The 15012-nt window shown below is 73.5% G+C and carries 17 protein-coding genes, 1 other RNA gene and 1 pseudogene; 12 read left to right on the top strand and 7 right to left on the bottom strand.

The window, feature by feature from the left end; translation table 11 throughout:
* Positions 1-13 precede the first annotated feature (13 nt).
* From D7M15_RS09915 to ssrA, 3 genes are all read left to right on the top strand, one after another.
* Positions 14-1297, top strand: a complete 1284-nt coding sequence (locus D7M15_RS09915) for a S41 family peptidase (RefSeq protein ID WP_240649214.1) — start codon at positions 14-16, stop codon at positions 1295-1297.
* 18 nt (positions 1298-1315) lie between these two features.
* Positions 1316-1795 (top strand): SsrA-binding protein SmpB, encoded by a 480-nt coding sequence (smpB, locus tag D7M15_RS09910; RefSeq protein WP_121517172.1) that lies wholly within the window; start codon positions 1316-1318, stop codon positions 1793-1795.
* A gap of 128 nt (positions 1796-1923) precedes the next feature.
* Positions 1924-2295: a transfer-messenger RNA gene (ssrA, locus tag D7M15_RS09905) on the top strand.
* Between the two features lie 102 nt (positions 2296-2397).
* Here ssrA and D7M15_RS09900 read toward each other — a convergent pair.
* Positions 2398-3249 (bottom strand): NAD(P)H-binding protein, encoded by an 852-nt coding sequence (locus tag D7M15_RS09900; RefSeq protein WP_121517171.1) that lies wholly within the window; start codon positions 3247-3249, stop codon positions 2398-2400.
* Here D7M15_RS09900 and D7M15_RS29510 point away from each other — a divergent pair.
* Positions 3248-3691: pseudogene (locus D7M15_RS29510) on the top strand (helix-turn-helix transcriptional regulator); the annotation flags it as partial. The gene D7M15_RS09900 and the pseudogene D7M15_RS29510 sit on opposite strands and share 2 nt — an antisense overlap.
* 103 nt (positions 3692-3794) lie before the next feature.
* Positions 3795-4367: a hypothetical protein gene (locus tag D7M15_RS09895; protein WP_346428790.1), complete on the top strand. Its 573-nt coding sequence runs from the start codon at positions 3795-3797 to the stop codon at positions 4365-4367.
* A 22-nt stretch (positions 4368-4389) separates the two neighbouring features.
* On the opposite strand, the gene D7M15_RS09890 is transcribed toward D7M15_RS09895, so the two are convergent.
* Positions 4390-5043, bottom strand: a complete 654-nt coding sequence (locus tag D7M15_RS09890; protein WP_121517170.1) for a class I SAM-dependent methyltransferase — start codon at positions 5041-5043, stop codon at positions 4390-4392.
* 146 nt (positions 5044-5189) lie between these two features.
* Between D7M15_RS09890 and D7M15_RS09885 the strand changes: the two genes are divergently transcribed.
* Positions 5190-6230, top strand: a complete 1041-nt coding sequence (locus D7M15_RS09885; RefSeq protein WP_121520520.1) for an oxygenase MpaB family protein — start codon at positions 5190-5192, stop codon at positions 6228-6230.
* A 226-nt stretch (positions 6231-6456) separates the two neighbouring features.
* Positions 6457-7200, top strand: a complete 744-nt coding sequence (locus D7M15_RS09880) for a chitinase (RefSeq protein WP_121520518.1) — start codon at positions 6457-6459, stop codon at positions 7198-7200.
* Positions 7201-7350: 150 nt separating this feature from the next.
* Here the strand turns inward: D7M15_RS09880 and D7M15_RS09875 are convergent, their stop codons facing one another.
* From D7M15_RS09875 to D7M15_RS09860, 4 genes are all read right to left on the bottom strand, one after another.
* On the bottom strand, positions 7351-7743 hold the full coding sequence (locus D7M15_RS09875; RefSeq protein ID WP_121517169.1) for a hypothetical protein: 393 nt from the start codon (positions 7741-7743) through the stop codon (positions 7351-7353).
* Positions 7740-8069, bottom strand: a complete 330-nt coding sequence (locus D7M15_RS09870; RefSeq protein WP_121517168.1) for a hypothetical protein — start codon at positions 8067-8069, stop codon at positions 7740-7742. Before D7M15_RS09870 ends, D7M15_RS09875 begins: the two co-directional genes overlap by 4 nt.
* A 226-nt stretch (positions 8070-8295) precedes the next feature.
* Positions 8296-8532: a DUF397 domain-containing protein gene (locus D7M15_RS09865; protein WP_121517167.1), complete on the bottom strand. Its 237-nt coding sequence runs from the start codon at positions 8530-8532 to the stop codon at positions 8296-8298.
* On the bottom strand, positions 8529-9362 hold the full coding sequence (locus D7M15_RS09860) for a helix-turn-helix transcriptional regulator (RefSeq protein ID WP_240649212.1): 834 nt from the start codon (positions 9360-9362) through the stop codon (positions 8529-8531). Before D7M15_RS09860 ends, D7M15_RS09865 begins: the two co-directional genes overlap by 4 nt.
* Positions 9363-9474: 112 nt before the next feature.
* On the opposite strand from D7M15_RS09860, the gene D7M15_RS09855 reads away from it, so the two are divergent.
* Positions 9475-9921, top strand: a complete 447-nt coding sequence (locus tag D7M15_RS09855; RefSeq protein ID WP_121517165.1) for an ATP-binding protein — start codon at positions 9475-9477, stop codon at positions 9919-9921.
* A 40-nt stretch (positions 9922-9961) separates the two neighbouring features.
* On the opposite strand, the gene D7M15_RS09850 is transcribed toward D7M15_RS09855, so the two are convergent.
* On the bottom strand, positions 9962-10915 hold the full coding sequence (locus D7M15_RS09850; protein WP_240649211.1) for a MerR family transcriptional regulator: 954 nt from the start codon (positions 10913-10915) through the stop codon (positions 9962-9964).
* 108 nt (positions 10916-11023) lie between these two features.
* On the opposite strand from D7M15_RS09850, the gene D7M15_RS09845 reads away from it, so the two are divergent.
* From D7M15_RS09845 to D7M15_RS09830, 4 genes are all read left to right on the top strand, one after another.
* Positions 11024-11878 carry a maleylpyruvate isomerase N-terminal domain-containing protein gene (locus D7M15_RS09845; protein ID WP_121517164.1) on the top strand — a complete coding sequence of 285 codons (855 nt, stop codon included), beginning with the start codon at positions 11024-11026 and terminating at the stop codon, positions 11876-11878.
* Positions 11879-12108: 230 nt separating this feature from the next.
* On the top strand, positions 12109-13245 hold the full coding sequence (locus D7M15_RS09840; RefSeq protein ID WP_121517163.1) for a uroporphyrinogen-III synthase: 1137 nt from the start codon (positions 12109-12111) through the stop codon (positions 13243-13245).
* 190 nt (positions 13246-13435) lie between these two features.
* The gene (locus D7M15_RS09835; protein WP_276314445.1) at positions 13436-13957 is read left to right on the top strand and encodes a sigma-70 family RNA polymerase sigma factor; all 522 of its coding nucleotides are present in this window, start codon (positions 13436-13438) and stop codon (positions 13955-13957) included.
* Entirely contained in the window at positions 13954-14808 is an 855-nt protein-coding gene (locus D7M15_RS09830) for a zf-HC2 domain-containing protein (RefSeq protein ID WP_121517161.1), read from the top strand. Before D7M15_RS09835 ends, D7M15_RS09830 begins: the two co-directional genes overlap by 4 nt.
* Positions 14809-15012 lie beyond the last annotated feature (204 nt).

The raw sequence follows: 15012 nt of genomic DNA, 5'->3' as shown, positions 1-15012 counted from the left end.
TACACTCCGAAACATGTCGGCCATGTGGAATTCCGCGCGGCCCCGCCGAATTCGCCGCGGGGCGGCCCTGACGATGGTCTTCGCGGGTGTCCTCGCGACGGGCGCCGCCACGGAGTCGTGGAGCGGCGAGCCCGGTGCCCCCGTACCGGAATCCGCGGACAGAGCCCTCCCCGGCGCCGCCGGTGAGGACGGCTCGCGCGCCGCCCGCCAGGCGGACGAGGGCCGCGACGCCGACTCCGACGAGGCGGCCGAACGGCTCGTGAGCCGCAGCGGCGACCGCTGGTCCGCCGCGTACACCGCCCGTGAGTACGCCGGGCTGGAACGCACCCTGGACGGCGAGTACGTCGGCACCGGCATCTCCGTGCGCCGCGCGGTCGACAGCACGGGCCGCCGTACGGTCGTCGTCGCCCGCGTCCAGGACGGCAGCCCCGCCGCCAAGGCCGGTATCCGCGCCGGTGACCGGCTGCACGCCGTGGACGGCGCGAAGGTGGGCGACCGGCCCGTCACCGACGTCGTCGGCATGCTGCGCGGCTCGGTCGACGGCGGCGCCGGTGACGGTGCGGGCGCGCAGGCGTACGGCACGGGGAAGCGCGGCGACGGGCACGCCGCCGACGACGAAGCCACCGCCGACGAGGGCGCCGCACCCGGCAGCCCCGTCGTGCTGGACCTCGGCCGGGACGGCCGCCGCTGGACCGCCGACGTGGAACGCGCGCGGCTCACCGCCGGGACCGTCACCTCCGACAAGCTCGCCCCGCACGTGACCCGCATCAGGATCACCCGCTTCACCGAGGACTCCGGCTCCCAGGTGCGCCGCGCCGTACGGGACCTGCCCGAGGGCGACGGCATCCTGCTCGACCTGCGCGGCAACTCCGGCGGCCTGGTCACCGAGGCCGCCGACGCCGCGTCCGCGCTGCTCGACGGCGGACTCGTCGCCACCTACGACGACGACGGCACGCAGCGCACCCTCCACGCCGCGCCCGGCGGCGACACCGAGGCACCCGTGGTGGTGCTGGTCGACGGCGGCACGATGAGCGCCGCCGAACTGCTCACCGGCGCCCTGCGGGACCGGGGCCGCGCGGTCGTCGTCGGCACCCGTACGTTCGGCAAGGGCTCCGTGCAGATGCCGCACCAGATGCCCGACGGCTCCGTCGCGGAGCTGACCGTCGGTGACTACGCGACCCCGTCGGGCCGCGCCGTACCGGAGGAGGGCCTCGTGCCGGACCTCGCGGTGCCGTCGACGCGGGACGCGGAGGCGCGGGCCCGTTCGGTATTGAGTGGCCTCACCTCCGGGTCGTAGGGGAAAATGGCCCGCGTTATGGCTAAAGAGACGGGTCGCAAGATCATCGCGCAGAACAAGAAGGCGCGGCACGACTACCTGATCCTGGACACCTACGAGTGCGGGCTCGTGCTGACCGGCACCGAGGTGAAGTCCCTGCGCCAGGGCCGCGCCTCGCTGGTGGACGGCTTCGCGCAGCTGGACGACGCCGAGGTCTGGCTGCACAACGTGCACATCGCCGAGTACTCGCAGGGCACCTGGACCAACCACAGCGCGCGCCGCAAGCGGAAGCTGCTCCTCCACCGTGCCGAGATCGACAAGCTGATCGGCAAGACCAAGGAGACCGGCTTCACGCTGGTGCCGCTCGCCCTGTACTTCAAGGACGGCCGGGCCAAGGTCGAGCTGGCGCTCGCCAAGGGCAAGAAGGAGTACGACAAGCGGCAGACCCTGCGCGAGAAGCAGGACCGCAGGGAGGCGGACCGCGTCATGTCGGCGGTGAAGCGGAAGGAACGGGCGTAGCGCGGCGTACGTGGCCGGGGCGCGCCCGGGGCGGGCGGCGCGGGAATGGACTGGCCGCTGCGCCCGTCGGTCACGTACGATGGGCCGTGCGCCTGCTCCTCCGGGAGTCGGGCTTGTCAACTCAACATGGGGATGATCGGTTTCGACAGCGGATGTCGAAGCAGGGGAAGCGAGCCGAGGAACGCGGCAATGATCTCGTTAACCATCTGCCGCAAAAAAATAATCGCCAATTCCAAGCGCGATTCCTTCGCCCTCGCTGCCTAAGCAGCGACTTGCGAAGTGTCGGCCCGGGGGTGTTCCCTCCCCGGTCTCCGGCATCAGCTAGGGGACTCACCGCGTAAGCCCGGTCACGGGGTTTACCGGGACACTTCACAGTGACTGAGCCCGTCGGAGACTTGTCCGTGTGATCTCCGGGGCCGAGAAAATCGTAACGGACTGCGCTCGGAGAAGCCCTCCTTCCGCTCCGTTGGACGCGGGTTCGATTCCCGCCATCTCCACTCATGAGGAAACAGCCTCCGACCTGCCGTGCACCGGCGGGGCGGGGGCTGTTTCGTTGTGCGTCCACGCGGTCCCCGGTTCCGGCGCAGGCCCGGACCGCCGTGTCAGCGCAGGGAGGCCGCGTGCCGTTCGCACCAGGCGCGGAAGGTGAGCGGCGCCTCGCCGGTGAGGTTCCGGACGTCGTCGGTGACGTACGCGGCGCGGCCCAGGCGGAAGACGTGGTGCAGCGCTTCCAGCGCGTACGCCTGCTCCTCGGGCACGCCCGCCGTGATCGACGTCTCGGCGTACGCGCGGGGTGTGACGTCCTCGAACTCGACCTCTTGGCCCGTCACTTCGGCGACCGTGGCGACCATCTCCCGCGCGGTCAGCGCCTCCGGGCCGGTCAGTGTGTAGCCCTTCCCGGCGTGGCCGTCCTCGGTGAGCGCCACGGCGGCGACGCGGGCGATGTCCTCCGGGGCGATCACGGCTTGGCGGCCCTCGCCGGTCGCGGCGACGACCCGGCCCGCGCGGACTCCGTCGAGCCACCACAGGGCGTTGGACGCGAAGGCGTTGGGCCGCAGGTACGTCACTTCCAGGCCGGAGGCGCGCAGCAGGTCCTCGCGGGCGGCGAGGGCGCCGCCGATGACGGGGTTGTCGCCGAGCGGCATCAGCCGGGCGCCGACCGAAGACAGCAGGACGACCCGGGGTGCGCCCGCCCCGCGCAGGGCGTCGACCACCGTCGCGGTCTGTGCGGTGCCGCTGCCGGTCTGCACGAGGAAGACGGCCTCGACGTCGTCGGCCGCCCTCGCCACGTCGGCGGCCGAGTCGAGGCTGCCGACCACGCGCTCGATCCCGTTCGGCAACGTTGCGGCGCGGGCCGGGTCGCGTACCAGTACGCGCACGTGGTGGCCCTGTCCGTGCAGGCGCCGGGCGAGCGGGCCGCCGACGTTGCCGGTGGCTCCGGTGACGAGGAGCATGGTGCGTTCCCTTCGAGAGGTGTGGCGCGGTACGCCGGAAGGTGTGCCGTCGTACGGGTCGACGGGCGCGTACCGCCGTACGGGCGCGGCGAGTCGCGGGCGGGGGCCGTGCGTCGGCGCCCCGCCAATTCATTGGAGCGCGCGCGGCCCGTGCCGCGCACGTGTCGAGCGTGGCCCTGATCGGGCCAGGCTGCGGGCGGTCCCGGGTGGCCGTACGCCGCGGGCCGCCGCGCGGGTGGTCGACAATGGGCGCATGGACGGACCACTGGCGCTGGCGGCGCTGCTGCGCACCTGGCGAGCCCGCCTCCAGCCGTACGACGTGGGGTTGTCCGCCGCGCACGGCACGCGGCGGACCGTCGGGCTGCGGCGGGAGGAGGTCGCCGGGCTCGCGGGTGTCTCGCCGGAGTACCTCAAGCGGCTGGAACAGGGCCGCGCCCACCCCAGCGACAGCGTTCTGCGCGCGCTTGCGCGGGCGCTACGGCTGTCGGAGGCGGAGTTCGCGCTCGCGTCCCGGCTCGCCGGGCACGCGGACGGTCGGGCCCGGCGTGCGGCGGCTGGTCGACCGGCTCTCGGACACCCCCGTCGCCGTCTTCGACGCGGCTTGGACGCACCTCGACCACAACGACCTGTGGACGGCGCTGACCGGGAGCGACTGGCCGGTGCGCGGGGAGGGGCGGGCGGACGGGTACGGGGGCGATGCGGCGAACCTCGTCCGGCGCACCTTCTTCGGAGACACCGCGCCCGTACGTCACCCGAGCCCGGAGCGGCACCGGGCGGCGCTCGTGGCCGACCTGCGCGACACGGCCGCGCGCTACCCGGCGGACCGTGAACTCGCCGCCATGGTGGACGAGTTGCGGCGGTCCAGCACGGAGTTCGCGCGGCTGTGGACGGAGGGGCGTGTCGCCCGCCACGAGACTGCCGTCAAGACCTTCGACCACGCGCGCGTCGGCCCGCTGGAGGTCGACTGCGACGTGCTCTCGGCGTCCGGGTCGGACGTGCGTGTCGTCGTCTACACGGCGGCTCCGGGCAGTGAAGCTGCCGGGAAGCTGAGGCTGCTGTCCGTCCTCGGGGCGGCTTGCGCAGCGGACGGGGCGGGGGATCGGTCCGGGGCGGTGTGATCGACGGTCCGTGGTGGCCGGGTCAGACCTGGGCGGTCAGGGCGTACCGGATGTCGTCGACCGGGTGGCCCCACAACTCCGCCCGGCCGCTGAGGTCTTCCACCCGTACGTCGGTGGCCAGCGGCCGGACGGCGGCGGTGAGGTCGGCGGGCAGGACGCCGCCGTGCCACGGCAGGGTGCCGGGTCCCGTCGCGTACGTGGTGGGGTCCCCGTCCGGCTGGCGCCAGCGCCCCTCCACCAGGAGCAGGGTGCCGCCGGGGCGCAGGCGGGCCGTCCAGGCGCGCAGCGCGGCCCACGGGTCGGGCAGCGTCCACAGCAGGTGGCGGGCGAGGACGAGGTCGAACCGCGCGTCGCCGGTGGGGGGTTCGGCCGCGTCGCCGACGACGAAGGTGCCGGGGAGCCCGGCGGCGGCCAGCTTCTCCCGGGCGCGCCCGACCATCCGGGGGGACAGGTCGACGCCGGTCACGTGGTGGCCGTCGGCGGCGAGCAGGGCGGAGAGCGACCCCGTGCCGCAGCCGACGTCCAGGACGGCCCCCGGGCCGGACGGCGCGCGGTCGCGGAGGAGGTCGGCCCAGGCGCGGCGGGTCGGTGCGGCGGCCAGGCCATGGTCCGGTTCGTCGTCGAAGGAGGACGCTGCCGCGTCCCAGTAGCGGGCGATGGCGGTGGCATCGGTCACGTACGCATCCTCGCAGCCGCCTCGGACAATCCCTCCCGGCGTCGTCCGGCCACGCGGTCCCGCCCCTCGGCGGGTTCGGTGGTGGCTGCGACACTGGGGGGAGGCCGGGCAGCGGCGGCGTGGTCCCGGCGGAGACGGAGTCCCGGATGGCGGCAGCGGACGGCGCGGGCGATCCGGACGGCGCGGTGGACCCGGCCCGTACGGTGGACCCGGTCGGTACGGGTGACGCGCCCGGCGCCCGTGGCGCCGGCGGTGCGGCCCGTGGGCCCGGAGCGGTCGAGCCGCTCGGGCCGGACTCCCTGACCTGGCGTTACTTCGGCGACTGGCGCGGCGTGCTGCTCGCGCCCTGGGCCGGGGTCATGCAGAACATGCACCCGGGCCTCGGCGCCGGGGTCGCCGAGCACTCCCGTTTCTTCGAGGAGCGGTGGCAGCGGCTCCACCGTTCGCTGTACCCGATAGGCGGCGTCGTGTACGACGGCCCGCGCGCCGCCGAGACCGCCCGCCAGGTGCGCGGCTACCACGACACGGTCAAGGGCGTGGACGCGTACGGCCGCCCGTACCACGCGCTCGACCCCGACACGTTCTACTGGGCGCACGCCACCTTCTTCATGCTCACCGTCCTCGTCGCGGACCGCTTCGGGCCCGGTCTGGACGAGGGGGAGAAGCGGCGGCTGTACGCGGAGCACGTGCGCTGGTACGCGCTGTACGGCATGAGCATGCGGCCGGTGCCGGGGAGTTGGGAGGAGTTCCAGGCGTACTGGGACCGGATGGCCGCGGAGGTGCTGGAGGACACGCGGCCCGCGCGCGACGTGCTGGACATCCGCCGGATCGCCAAGCCGCCCGCGCTGTCCCGGCTGCCGGACGTCGTGTGGCGTGTACTGCGCGGCCCGCAGGCGCGGTTGACGGTGTGGGTGACCGTCGGGCTGCTGCCGCCCGCGGCGCGGCGCCGCCTCGGGTACGACTGGACCGTACGGGACGAGCGGCGGTTGCGGCGGCTCGGCCGCGTCGTCCATCACGGGTGGAGGCTGGTGCCGCCCGCCCGCCGTTACCACCCGCGCGCCCGCGCGGGTTGGGAGCGTGCGGCGGGCCGCCGTTCGCCGGACGCGCCCGTGGTGGAGACCCCGGCGCGGAACCTGCCGCCCGCGTCGGAGCGCGGCAGCCCCCGGCACCACGCGCCGCGCCTCTGACCGGGCGAGACGCGCGATCGGATTCCAACTGGCTTCCCGCGCAAGGGCGTTGGCGGTAGCCCCGGACGTGCGTGGGAAGCCCGCGCACCGGGAGATTCCCCGGAGAAAACATTGGTCTACGCCTTGACTGGTATAGACCAAGGCAGTTGACTGCGGCCAGTCAACCTTTTCTCCGCGAAACCGGTGCGTACGCCGGGCCCCCACAAGGAGTGATCAAGTGTTGAATCTGCTGAGGAAGAGAATCAAGGCGGTGTTCGCCGTGTCCGCCCTGGTGGCGGCGCTGGCCGTACTCATTCCCGTCACCGCTTCGGCAGGGCAGAACGGCCAGGACGGCAAGAGCGGGGCCGCCGCTGACTTCATCGTCAGCGAGGACCAGTTCAACCAGATGTTCCCGGGCCGGAACTCCTTCTACACGTACCAGGGCCTCGTCGAAGCCCTCAGCGCGTACCCGGCGTTCGCCAACACCGGCGACGAGACCGGCAAGAAGCAGGAGGCCGCGGCCTTCCTGGCGAACGTGAGCCACGAGACCGGCGGTCTCGTCCACATCGTCGAGCAGAACGAGGCGAACTACCCCCACTACTGCGACACCTCGCAGTCCTACGGCTGCCCCGCGGGCAACGCCTCCTACTACGGTCGCGGTCCGATCCAGCTGAGCTGGAACTTCAACTACAAGGCCGCGGGTGACGCGCTCGGCATCGACCTGCTGAACAACCCGTTCCTGGTCGAGCAGGACGCGGCCGTGGCCTGGAAGACCGGCATCTGGTACTGGATGACCCAGTCCGGCCCCGGCAGCATGCCCGCCCACGACGCGATCACCGGCGGCCGTGGCTTCGGCGAGACGATCCGCGCGATCAACGGTTCGATCGAGTGCAACGGCGGCAACCCGGGCCAGGTCCAGAGCCGCATCGACAAGTACACGCAGTTCACCCAGATCCTCGGCACCAGCACGGGCGACAACCTGAGCTGCTGAGTCCGAAGCCCTGAACGATGTCCCGCTGGCGCGGAGTCGACCTCCGCGCCACCGGAAGAAGCCCGTGGTGGCACCGGCGGCGGCCGGTGTCGCGACGGGCTTTCCGCCGTTCAGGGCCCTCGGTGTTCAGGACTTCAGGTGTCCCGGGCTCTACGCGTTGAGGTCCAGCACGCGCACCTCCACGCGCGCGTAGTTCTCCGGTGCCACCGTCGCGATCGTGGCACCGTCCGGACGGTACGCGCTCGGTGCTGCGGCGACCCGGGCGTGGGCGATACCGAGCGGCACGCCCTTCCGTACGAGCTGGGAGACGGCCAGGGTCGAGGCGAAGTCCAGGTCGACCGTGTCCAGCATCTCCAACGCACCGACGTGGATGCCGACTCCCTCCCGCATCTGGTCCGCCTGAAGCACGCAGAGCGCGGGTGCGAGCAGCTTGATGTGCTGCGTACGGTGCCCGCGGACGATCAGGCTCGACGCGGCGCGGTTGCCGCCGCCGAGCGCGAGCAGGGCGGGGTCGTCCAGGATGTAGTACTTGTTGTTGTTCACGCTGCCGCCGCATCTGGTGGTGTCGAGGGTGCGTCGGCGGGCTTCTCCGCGGCCTCCGTGTCGTCCGCGCACGCCACTGCGTCTGCCGCTTCGAGGGCGTCCATCTTGCGCTGGATCGCCTCTTCCTCCGCCGGTGTCACGTCGACACCGAGGTAGGTGGAGAGGTAGGTCTTGGCGCGCTCCGCGCTCGCGTCCAACTCCTCCTGCGTGAAGGTGGATTCGGCGAAATCCTGGATCAGCGAGCGGATGGACGTGTCCTGGGCCTCGGCCAGGACGGCCAGTCGGTCGCGGACATGTGCGGGTACCCGGATCATCGCGTCAGCCATGGCGGGGAGTATACGGCGCGTATACGGGTCGGTGGCGGACTCCGGCAGGGCGGGGTCCGTGAGGGTTCCGTGGTCACGTGGCTACGCTAAGCAATCGTCGTGATCATATGCCAGCGCCCGCCGGGTAACTCATACGAACTGGTGAACGCCCTTCGCGAAGATGACGGCACCCGGTGGCCGGATGCCGTCATCGTGCGGGGAGTTGGGGGGCTTCGAGGGGTCGGGGCTACGCGGCGAAGTCCGTGAAGGCCGACCAGGCGGCGGAGGGGACGGTGAGGCCGGGGCGGGTGACGTCCTTGGAGTCCCGTACGTGCACGGCCTCGGGACAGGTCGCGACCTCGACGCAGTTCCCGCCTTCGCTGCCGCTGTAGCTGGACTTGTGCCAGTCGTAGGCGACTTCGACGCAGTCGCCGCCCTCGCTGCCGCTGTAGCTCGACTTGAACCACACCAGTTCGCTGTTCATGACTCTCCTAGCAGCCGGTCCAACAGGGCCCTGGAATCCTCGGGGTTGAGGGCCTGCGTCCGCAGCATCGCATATTTCTGCGCGAGGATGCTGACCTCGTCCTGGTCCGAAATGAGCTGGCTGCCGCGCTGCGTTTCCATGTACGCCAGGTGCTCGTGGTCCGGGGTCTCAAGCAGGACGAAGGGTCCGTCGAGCGCGGCATGGGTCTCCCTGCCGAACGGCATGATCTGGAGCGAGATACCGGGAAGTTCGGCGCACCGCCGCAGGTGGCGCAGCTGCTCACGGAACACCACCGGCCCGCCCAGCCGGTCCATCAGCACGGCTTCCGAGAGGATGAAGCTGGCGCTCGGCGGGACCTTCCGCTCCAGGATCTCCTGCCGTTCCATCCGCGCCGCCACCTGGTGCTCGATCTCGTCCTCACTCAGCGCCGGTACGCGGCTGCGGAAGACCGCCCGTGCGTACGCCTCGGTCTGGAGCAGCCCCGGCACCGCCTGGGTCTGGAACGAGCACAGCGCCACCGCGTCCGACTCGCGGTCCACGAACTCGGCGGCCCAGATCGGGTACTTGTCCATCTCCGGCATGTTCTCCAGGGCCACCGTCAACGCGCCCTTGGTCTCCAGCAGTTCGTCCAGCTCCGCCGCCAGGTCCGGCTTCAGCAGGCGGCGGCCCTGCTCGATGGAGGCGATGGTCTCGTAGTCCGCGCAGACCTGTTCCGCAAGCTGTGTCTGCGTCAGAGACGCCGCCCGCCGGAACAAGCCGACCTGCGCGCCGACGAGGCGCATCGCGGAGGCGTTCTTCTTGCGCTGTTTCCTCTGGTGCTTCGGGTTCATGAAGCAGTGCTCCCCCGTGGATCCCGGAATCGACCCGGATAAACCCGTACGGATTTTTTGTACGGGCTCACTCGCTGCTCACCGGTGCTCGCAGAAGGCGACGATCGGCGCCATGGACTCCACCACCCAACTGCCCCGTCACCGCCAGCGCTTCTTCCGCCGGGAGCGCCGTTCCGTGCCCGCCGCGCGCGCGTTCACCCGCCGCGCGCTGCTCGACTGGGGCGGCACCGCGCGCGCGGACGACGTGTTGCTGTGCGTGAGCGAACTGGCGACGAACGCGCTGCTGCACGGCGTTCCCTCCGGCCGTGGCTACCGCCTCCATCTGTGGCTGAACACCGACCGTGGACTGCGGATCGAGGTCCACGACAGCGGAAACGGCCACCCGCGCGCGCGGACGGGCCCGAACGAGGACGGGGAGAACGGGCGCGGACTGCTGCTCGTCGAGGCGCTGTCCGACAAGTGGGGCGTCGGGACGCGGCGGCCGGGCAAGGTGGTGTGGTGCGAGTTCGGCCCGTACGCGCGCACGGGCGGAGTTCTCGGCGCGGGCAGGAGCACGTGAACGCGTTGCCCGGGGGACACGTGAGGGATGACCGCTGCCGTTACCGGCTCGCGGTGGCGGGGCCCTCCGGCTCCACGGCCCGTTCGAGGGAGTCGAGCAGCCACAGGTGCGCCGTGCCCACCGGCAGGGGCTCGGCGGAGACCGCGCCGACCAGGCCCCAGTAACGGTGCATGCGTGGGTCGCGGTCCACCGCCACGTGGGTCAGGAGGGTGCGCCGGAAACGCGGGGTGTCGCGCTCGCCGCGTACGGACGCGTGCGCCGCGACGTAGCGGTCCAACGCGCCGCTGGGGCCCGGCCCCCGCCCGGCCGCGAGCAGCGGTTCGGCCATCCGGCACGCCTCACCGATGCCGGTGAGGAGGGCGTTCTCGTCGGAGATCTGCCGCATGTTGGCGTGCGCGCGCCGCACCATGTCGCGGGTGAGGGAACGGTCGCGGGCGAGGACGATCAACTCGGCGTAGGCGACGACCTGTTCGGGCGTCGGGTCGGCGGGCGGCTCCGGCGCGGCCATCGCGACGAAAGCCGCCAGGCTGTCCTCCGGCAGCGGCGCCACCGCCATCCGGCGCCAGAAGTCGGTGAGCAGGCCGTGCGCGGCGCGGCCGTCCTCGGCTGCGGTGAGCAGGTCGAGGCGGGCGGCCCGTTCGGCGGGCCCGGCCTCCTCGACGGCGCGCAGGCAGGCGCGGCGCCACGCGAGCGCCGACAACTCCACGTCCAGCGCGGCCCGTTCGGCGGAGACCGCCTCACCCACGGAACGCCGCCCGGTGAGCACGTCCGTGATCGACGGCAGGCCGAGCCCGAGGGCGCGCAACCGCCGTACGAGAGCGAGCCGTTCGACGGCGGAGGGCGCGAAGCGGCGGTGGCCGCCGGAGCTGCGGTCGGATTCGAGGACGCCCTCGTCGCAGTAGAAGCGGATGGTGCGGACGGGCACGCCGGTCTGCCGTGCCAACTCCCCGATGCCGAGCGCCGTTCCGCCGCCGCCCGCTGTGGGACCGCTCACACTCACTTGAACCTCCACCCGGCTGGAGTTCCTACGGTACGGGGACGGCGGCGCGCCAGGAGCGCCGCGCGGCAGGCGAGCGGGCGAACGGCACGGAGGAGCGGGTCAATGGGGATCGACAGCGGTACGGAGACGGGCGCGGGAACGGGCGCGGGGGCCGTCGAGGCGGCGGCCGAGCGGTTCATCGAGGGGCTGCTGACGCAGACGGCCCGCTTCGCGGACGCCGTGCGGGACGGTGACCCGGACGCGACCGTGCCCACCTGCCCGGACTGGGCGCTGCGCCAACTCACCGCGCACGTCGGACAGGCGCACCGGTGGGGCGCGGCGATCGTACGGACGGGCCGCCCCGACGCCGTACCCGACCCGGCGCAGGCCGACCCGGGTGAACCGGCCGCCTGGGCCGACTGGTTGAACACGGGCGCCGCCGAACTGGCCGCCGCCGTACGGGACATCGGCCCGGCCACCGTCGTGTGGACGCTGGTGGGGGAGCGGCCCGCGGCGTTCTGGCCCCGGCGCATGCTGCACGACACGTCGGTCCACTACGCGGACGCGCTGCTCACGGGCGTCGGCGCGGGCGCCGACACGAGCGCGGGCCTCGGCTACGCGATCGACGCGGACCTCGCCGCCGACGCGCTGAACGAGCTGCTGGAGATCGCCGGTACCCCCGCGGCCGTCGCCGCGCTCCCCGGTTTCGCCCAACTGCGCGGCGAGGGGCAGACGTTGAGCCTGCGGCCGGACGAGACGTCCGTACCGGGCTGGCTGGTCACCCGTACGCCCGAGGGTGTGAGCTGGCGGCACGTACCGGCGGCGGACCCGGCGCCCGAGGCGGACGTCACGGTGTCCGGGCCGGTGGCGGACGTGATGCTCGTCCTGGCCCGGCGCCTCCCGGCCGACTCCCCGGCGGTCAAGATCACCGGTGACCGCGCCCTGGTGGACCACTGGCTCTCCCACACGGCCCTGTAGCGGCAGGGGAGGCGCGGGGCGGGGGCCCGGCGGGGCGCGGTGAGGTGTCGGCCCGGCGCGCGTAACACTGGGGAAACCGTGGCGGTCGGCGGAGGACACGTGCCGTTGACACGCTCGGTACGTGTCGGGCCGTACGCGTGCGCGAGACGTACGGCCCCACGGAACCCCACGGGACGCACCGGGCCCCACGGGCCCCACCGCCCCACGCCAGCTCAGCGGACGAGGAACGCATGGAAGACGCCACCGCCCCGCAGCCCCTCGCGGGCTTCACCGTCGGCCTCACCGCCGCGCGCCGCGCCGAGGAACTGGGCGCGCTCCTGGAACGGCGCGGCGCCGTCGTCGTCCAGGCGCCGTCCCTGCGCATCGTGCCGCTCGCGGACGACGGTGAACTACGGGACGCCACACGGCGGTTGCTCGACGACCCGCCGCACACCGTCGTCACCACTACGGCCGTCGGCTTCCGCGGGTGGCTGGAGGCGGCCGACGGCTGGGACCTCGGCGACGCGCTCCGCGACCGCCTCGCGCACGCGGAGCTGCTGACGCGCGGCCCGAAGGTACGCGGCGCCGTACGGGCGGTGGGCCTGCGGGAGGTGTGGTCGCCCGCGTCGGAGTCGATGGCGGAGGTGCAGGACCGGCTGCTGGCAGAGGGCGTACGCGGGCGGCGGATCGCGGTGCAGCTGCACGGCGAGCCACTGGCCGGGTTCGGGCGGGCGCTGCGGGAGGCGGGGGCCGACGTGGTGGGCGTACCCGTCTACCGCTGGCTGCCGCCCGAGGACATCGGCCCCGTCGACCGGCTCACAGACGCGCTCCTCGCCCGGCACGTCGACGCGCTCGCCTTCACCAGCGCGCCCGCCGTGGCGTCCCTGCTGGAACGGGCCGGGGAGCGCGGCGTACGGGACGCGCTCCTCACCGCCCTGCGCCGCGACGTGCTCGTGGCGTGCGTCGGGCCGGTCACCGCCGGGCCCCTCACGGAGCGCGGCGTACCGACGCTCCAGCCGGAACGCTTCCGGCTCGCGCCCCTCGTACAGCTGCTGGCGTCGGCGCTCCCCGCGCGCGTACCCGCCCTGACGGCCGCCGGGCACCGGCTGGAGATCCGCGGGCACGCCGCCGTCGTGGACGGCGAGCTGCGGCCCGTGCCCCCGGCCGGGATGGCGCTGCTGCGCGAACTGGCCCGCAGGCCGGGCTGGGTCGTCTCGCGCGGCGACCTGCTGCGGGCGCTGCCCGGCGCCGGGCGCGACCCGCACGCCGTCGAGACGGCGGTGGCGCGGCTGCGGGCGGCGCTGGGCAGGCCGGAGCTGATCCTCACCGTGGTGAAACGCGGCTACCGGCTGGACGTGGAACCCGGTCCCGCGCGCGTACCCAAGTGAGCCGGGGCGCCTCGGCGGGGACCTTTCCGTCGTCCGCGCGCGCGGACGACGGAAACGCGCGGAGGGACACCGATTCCGCCGCCGTCTGAACGCACCGCCCTCCGCGCCCGTATCCACGGCAGAGGTGACGGAACGGTACGTCGCGGAACGGGATCTCGACCGGAGGTCATGGGTGCGCAAGGATGCCGTCGTGGGTGACAGGGCGGCACAGGACGACGCGTTGATGCGAGCGCTGTACGCCGAGCACGCCGGCCCGCTGTACGCCTTCGTGCTGCGGCTCGTCGCCGGGGACCGGCACCGGGCCGAGGACGTGGTGCAGGAGACCCTGCTGCGCGCCTGGCGGAACGCGGAACAGCTGGGCCGGGCGACCGGTTCCGTACGGCCGTGGCTGGTCACGGTCGCGCGGCGGATCGTCATCGACGGCCACCGCAGCCGCGAGGCCCGCCCGAAGGAGGTCGACCCGGGGCGGCTGGAGTCCGTACCGGCCGTCGACGAGATCGACCGCGCCCTGCGGGAGATGCTCCTCTCCGAGGCGCTCGGGGACCTCACGCGGGCGCACCGAGAGGCGCTGGTGGAGACGTACTTCAAGGGGCGTACGGTCAACGAGGCCGCCGAGGTGCTGCGCGTCCCGCCCGGCACGGTGCGGTCGCGGGTCTTCTACGCGCTGCGCTCGCTGCGGCTCGCGCTGGAGGAACGGGGGGTGACGCCATGACGCCGCCGGACGACCGGAACGGGCCCGCCGAGCACGCGGGCGGCGGCCCCGGCGAGCCGCCCCCCGCGCGGATCGCGCACAGCGACGTGGGCGCGTACGCCCTGGGCCTGCTCGACGGCGCGGAGGCCGCCGCCTTCGAGGAGCACCTCGCCGGGTGCGAGCGGTGCCAAGGGGAGCTGGACGGGATGCTCGCGCTGCGGGACGTGCTCGCCGAGGCCCGGGGGGACGGCGTACGCGACGACGCCGCCGGTGCCGTACGCGACGACGCCCCGCCCGCCGCCGTACGCGACGAGGCCGCCGCCGACGGCCTGTTCGCCCGCCCCCGCCCCGAACTCCTCGACCGCCTCCTCGACGGCGCGGCCCGCCGCCGCCGCGCCGACCGACTGCGGCGCGTGCTCGTCGCGGCCGCCGCCGTGCTGCTCGTCGGGGGCGGCGGGGCCGCGCTGGGCGCGCTGGGCGGCGGGGACGACGGCGGGACCGGCGGCCGTACGACGGAGGCGGCGAGCGTCCGCGCGATGTTCCGGGAGGGCGAGCAGCACCGCGCCACCGACCCCGGCACCGAGGTCGACGCGACGGTCTCCCTCCTGCGCAAGCCCTGGGGCACGTACGTGACGCTGCGGATCGGCAACCTCCGCGGCCCGCGCGAGTGCGACCTCGTGGTGGTCGGCCTGGACGGCGAACGGCGCACGGTCGGCAGCTGGTCCGTACCGAAGTACGGCTACGGCATCGAGGGCACCCGCTGGAACGAGCCCCTCTACATCACCGGCGGCGCCGGACTGACGCCCGACCGCATCGACCGTTTCGAGGTGCGTACCCTCGACGGCGAACGGCTCGCCTCCGTCCCCCTCTGAACCCCCGACAACCCCCGACAGGGCGCGCGGACCAGGGCGTACGAGCCGGGGCCCACGGGCCGCGCCGTGTGCGCGCCGCGCGGAGTGTCGCGTACGGTTGACGGCTGCCCCGACCACGAGAGAGAGGCGCCGCGTTGGCAGCGCAGAAGGCAGCGCAGGACGCTCCGCAGGACACCCCCCGAAGAACGGGCGGCGGCGCCGCGC

This window comes from Streptomyces sp. Z26 (assembly GCF_003665095.1).
GTDB lineage: Bacteria > Actinomycetota > Actinomycetes > Streptomycetales > Streptomycetaceae > Streptomyces > Streptomyces phytohabitans.
The sequence above is the reverse complement of the archived record's forward strand: the minus strand, read 5'-3'. Positions and strand labels throughout refer to the sequence as shown.

What these genes read in the sequence shown, in the direction of transcription:
- D7M15_RS09885 (WP_121520520.1), top strand. Translation starts at nt 5,190, where the DNA reads ATGGCGGCAGCGGACGGCGCGGGCGATCCGGACGGCGCGGTGGACCCG.
- D7M15_RS09830 (WP_121517161.1), top strand. Translation starts at nt 13,954, where the DNA reads ATGACGCCGCCGGACGACCGGAACGGGCCCGCCGAGCACGCGGGCGGC.
- D7M15_RS09915 (WP_240649214.1), top strand. Translation starts at nt 14, where the DNA reads ATGTCGGCCATGTGGAATTCCGCGCGGCCCCGCCGAATTCGCCGCGGG.
- D7M15_RS09860 (WP_240649212.1), bottom strand. Translation starts at nt 9,362, where the DNA reads ATGAACCCGAAGCACCAGAGGAAACAGCGCAAGAAGAACGCCTCCGCG.
- D7M15_RS09865 (WP_121517167.1), bottom strand. Translation starts at nt 8,532, where the DNA reads ATGAACAGCGAACTGGTGTGGTTCAAGTCGAGCTACAGCGGCAGCGAG.
- D7M15_RS09870 (WP_121517168.1), bottom strand. Translation starts at nt 8,069, where the DNA reads ATGGCTGACGCGATGATCCGGGTACCCGCACATGTCCGCGACCGACTG.
- D7M15_RS09845 (WP_121517164.1), top strand. Translation starts at nt 11,024, where the DNA reads ATGGGGATCGACAGCGGTACGGAGACGGGCGCGGGAACGGGCGCGGGG.
- smpB (WP_121517172.1), top strand. Translation starts at nt 1,316, where the DNA reads ATGGCTAAAGAGACGGGTCGCAAGATCATCGCGCAGAACAAGAAGGCG.
- D7M15_RS09840 (WP_121517163.1), top strand. Translation starts at nt 12,109, where the DNA reads ATGGAAGACGCCACCGCCCCGCAGCCCCTCGCGGGCTTCACCGTCGGC.
- D7M15_RS09900 (WP_121517171.1), bottom strand. Translation starts at nt 3,249, where the DNA reads ATGCTCCTCGTCACCGGAGCCACCGGCAACGTCGGCGGCCCGCTCGCC.
- D7M15_RS09855 (WP_121517165.1), top strand. Translation starts at nt 9,475, where the DNA reads ATGGACTCCACCACCCAACTGCCCCGTCACCGCCAGCGCTTCTTCCGC.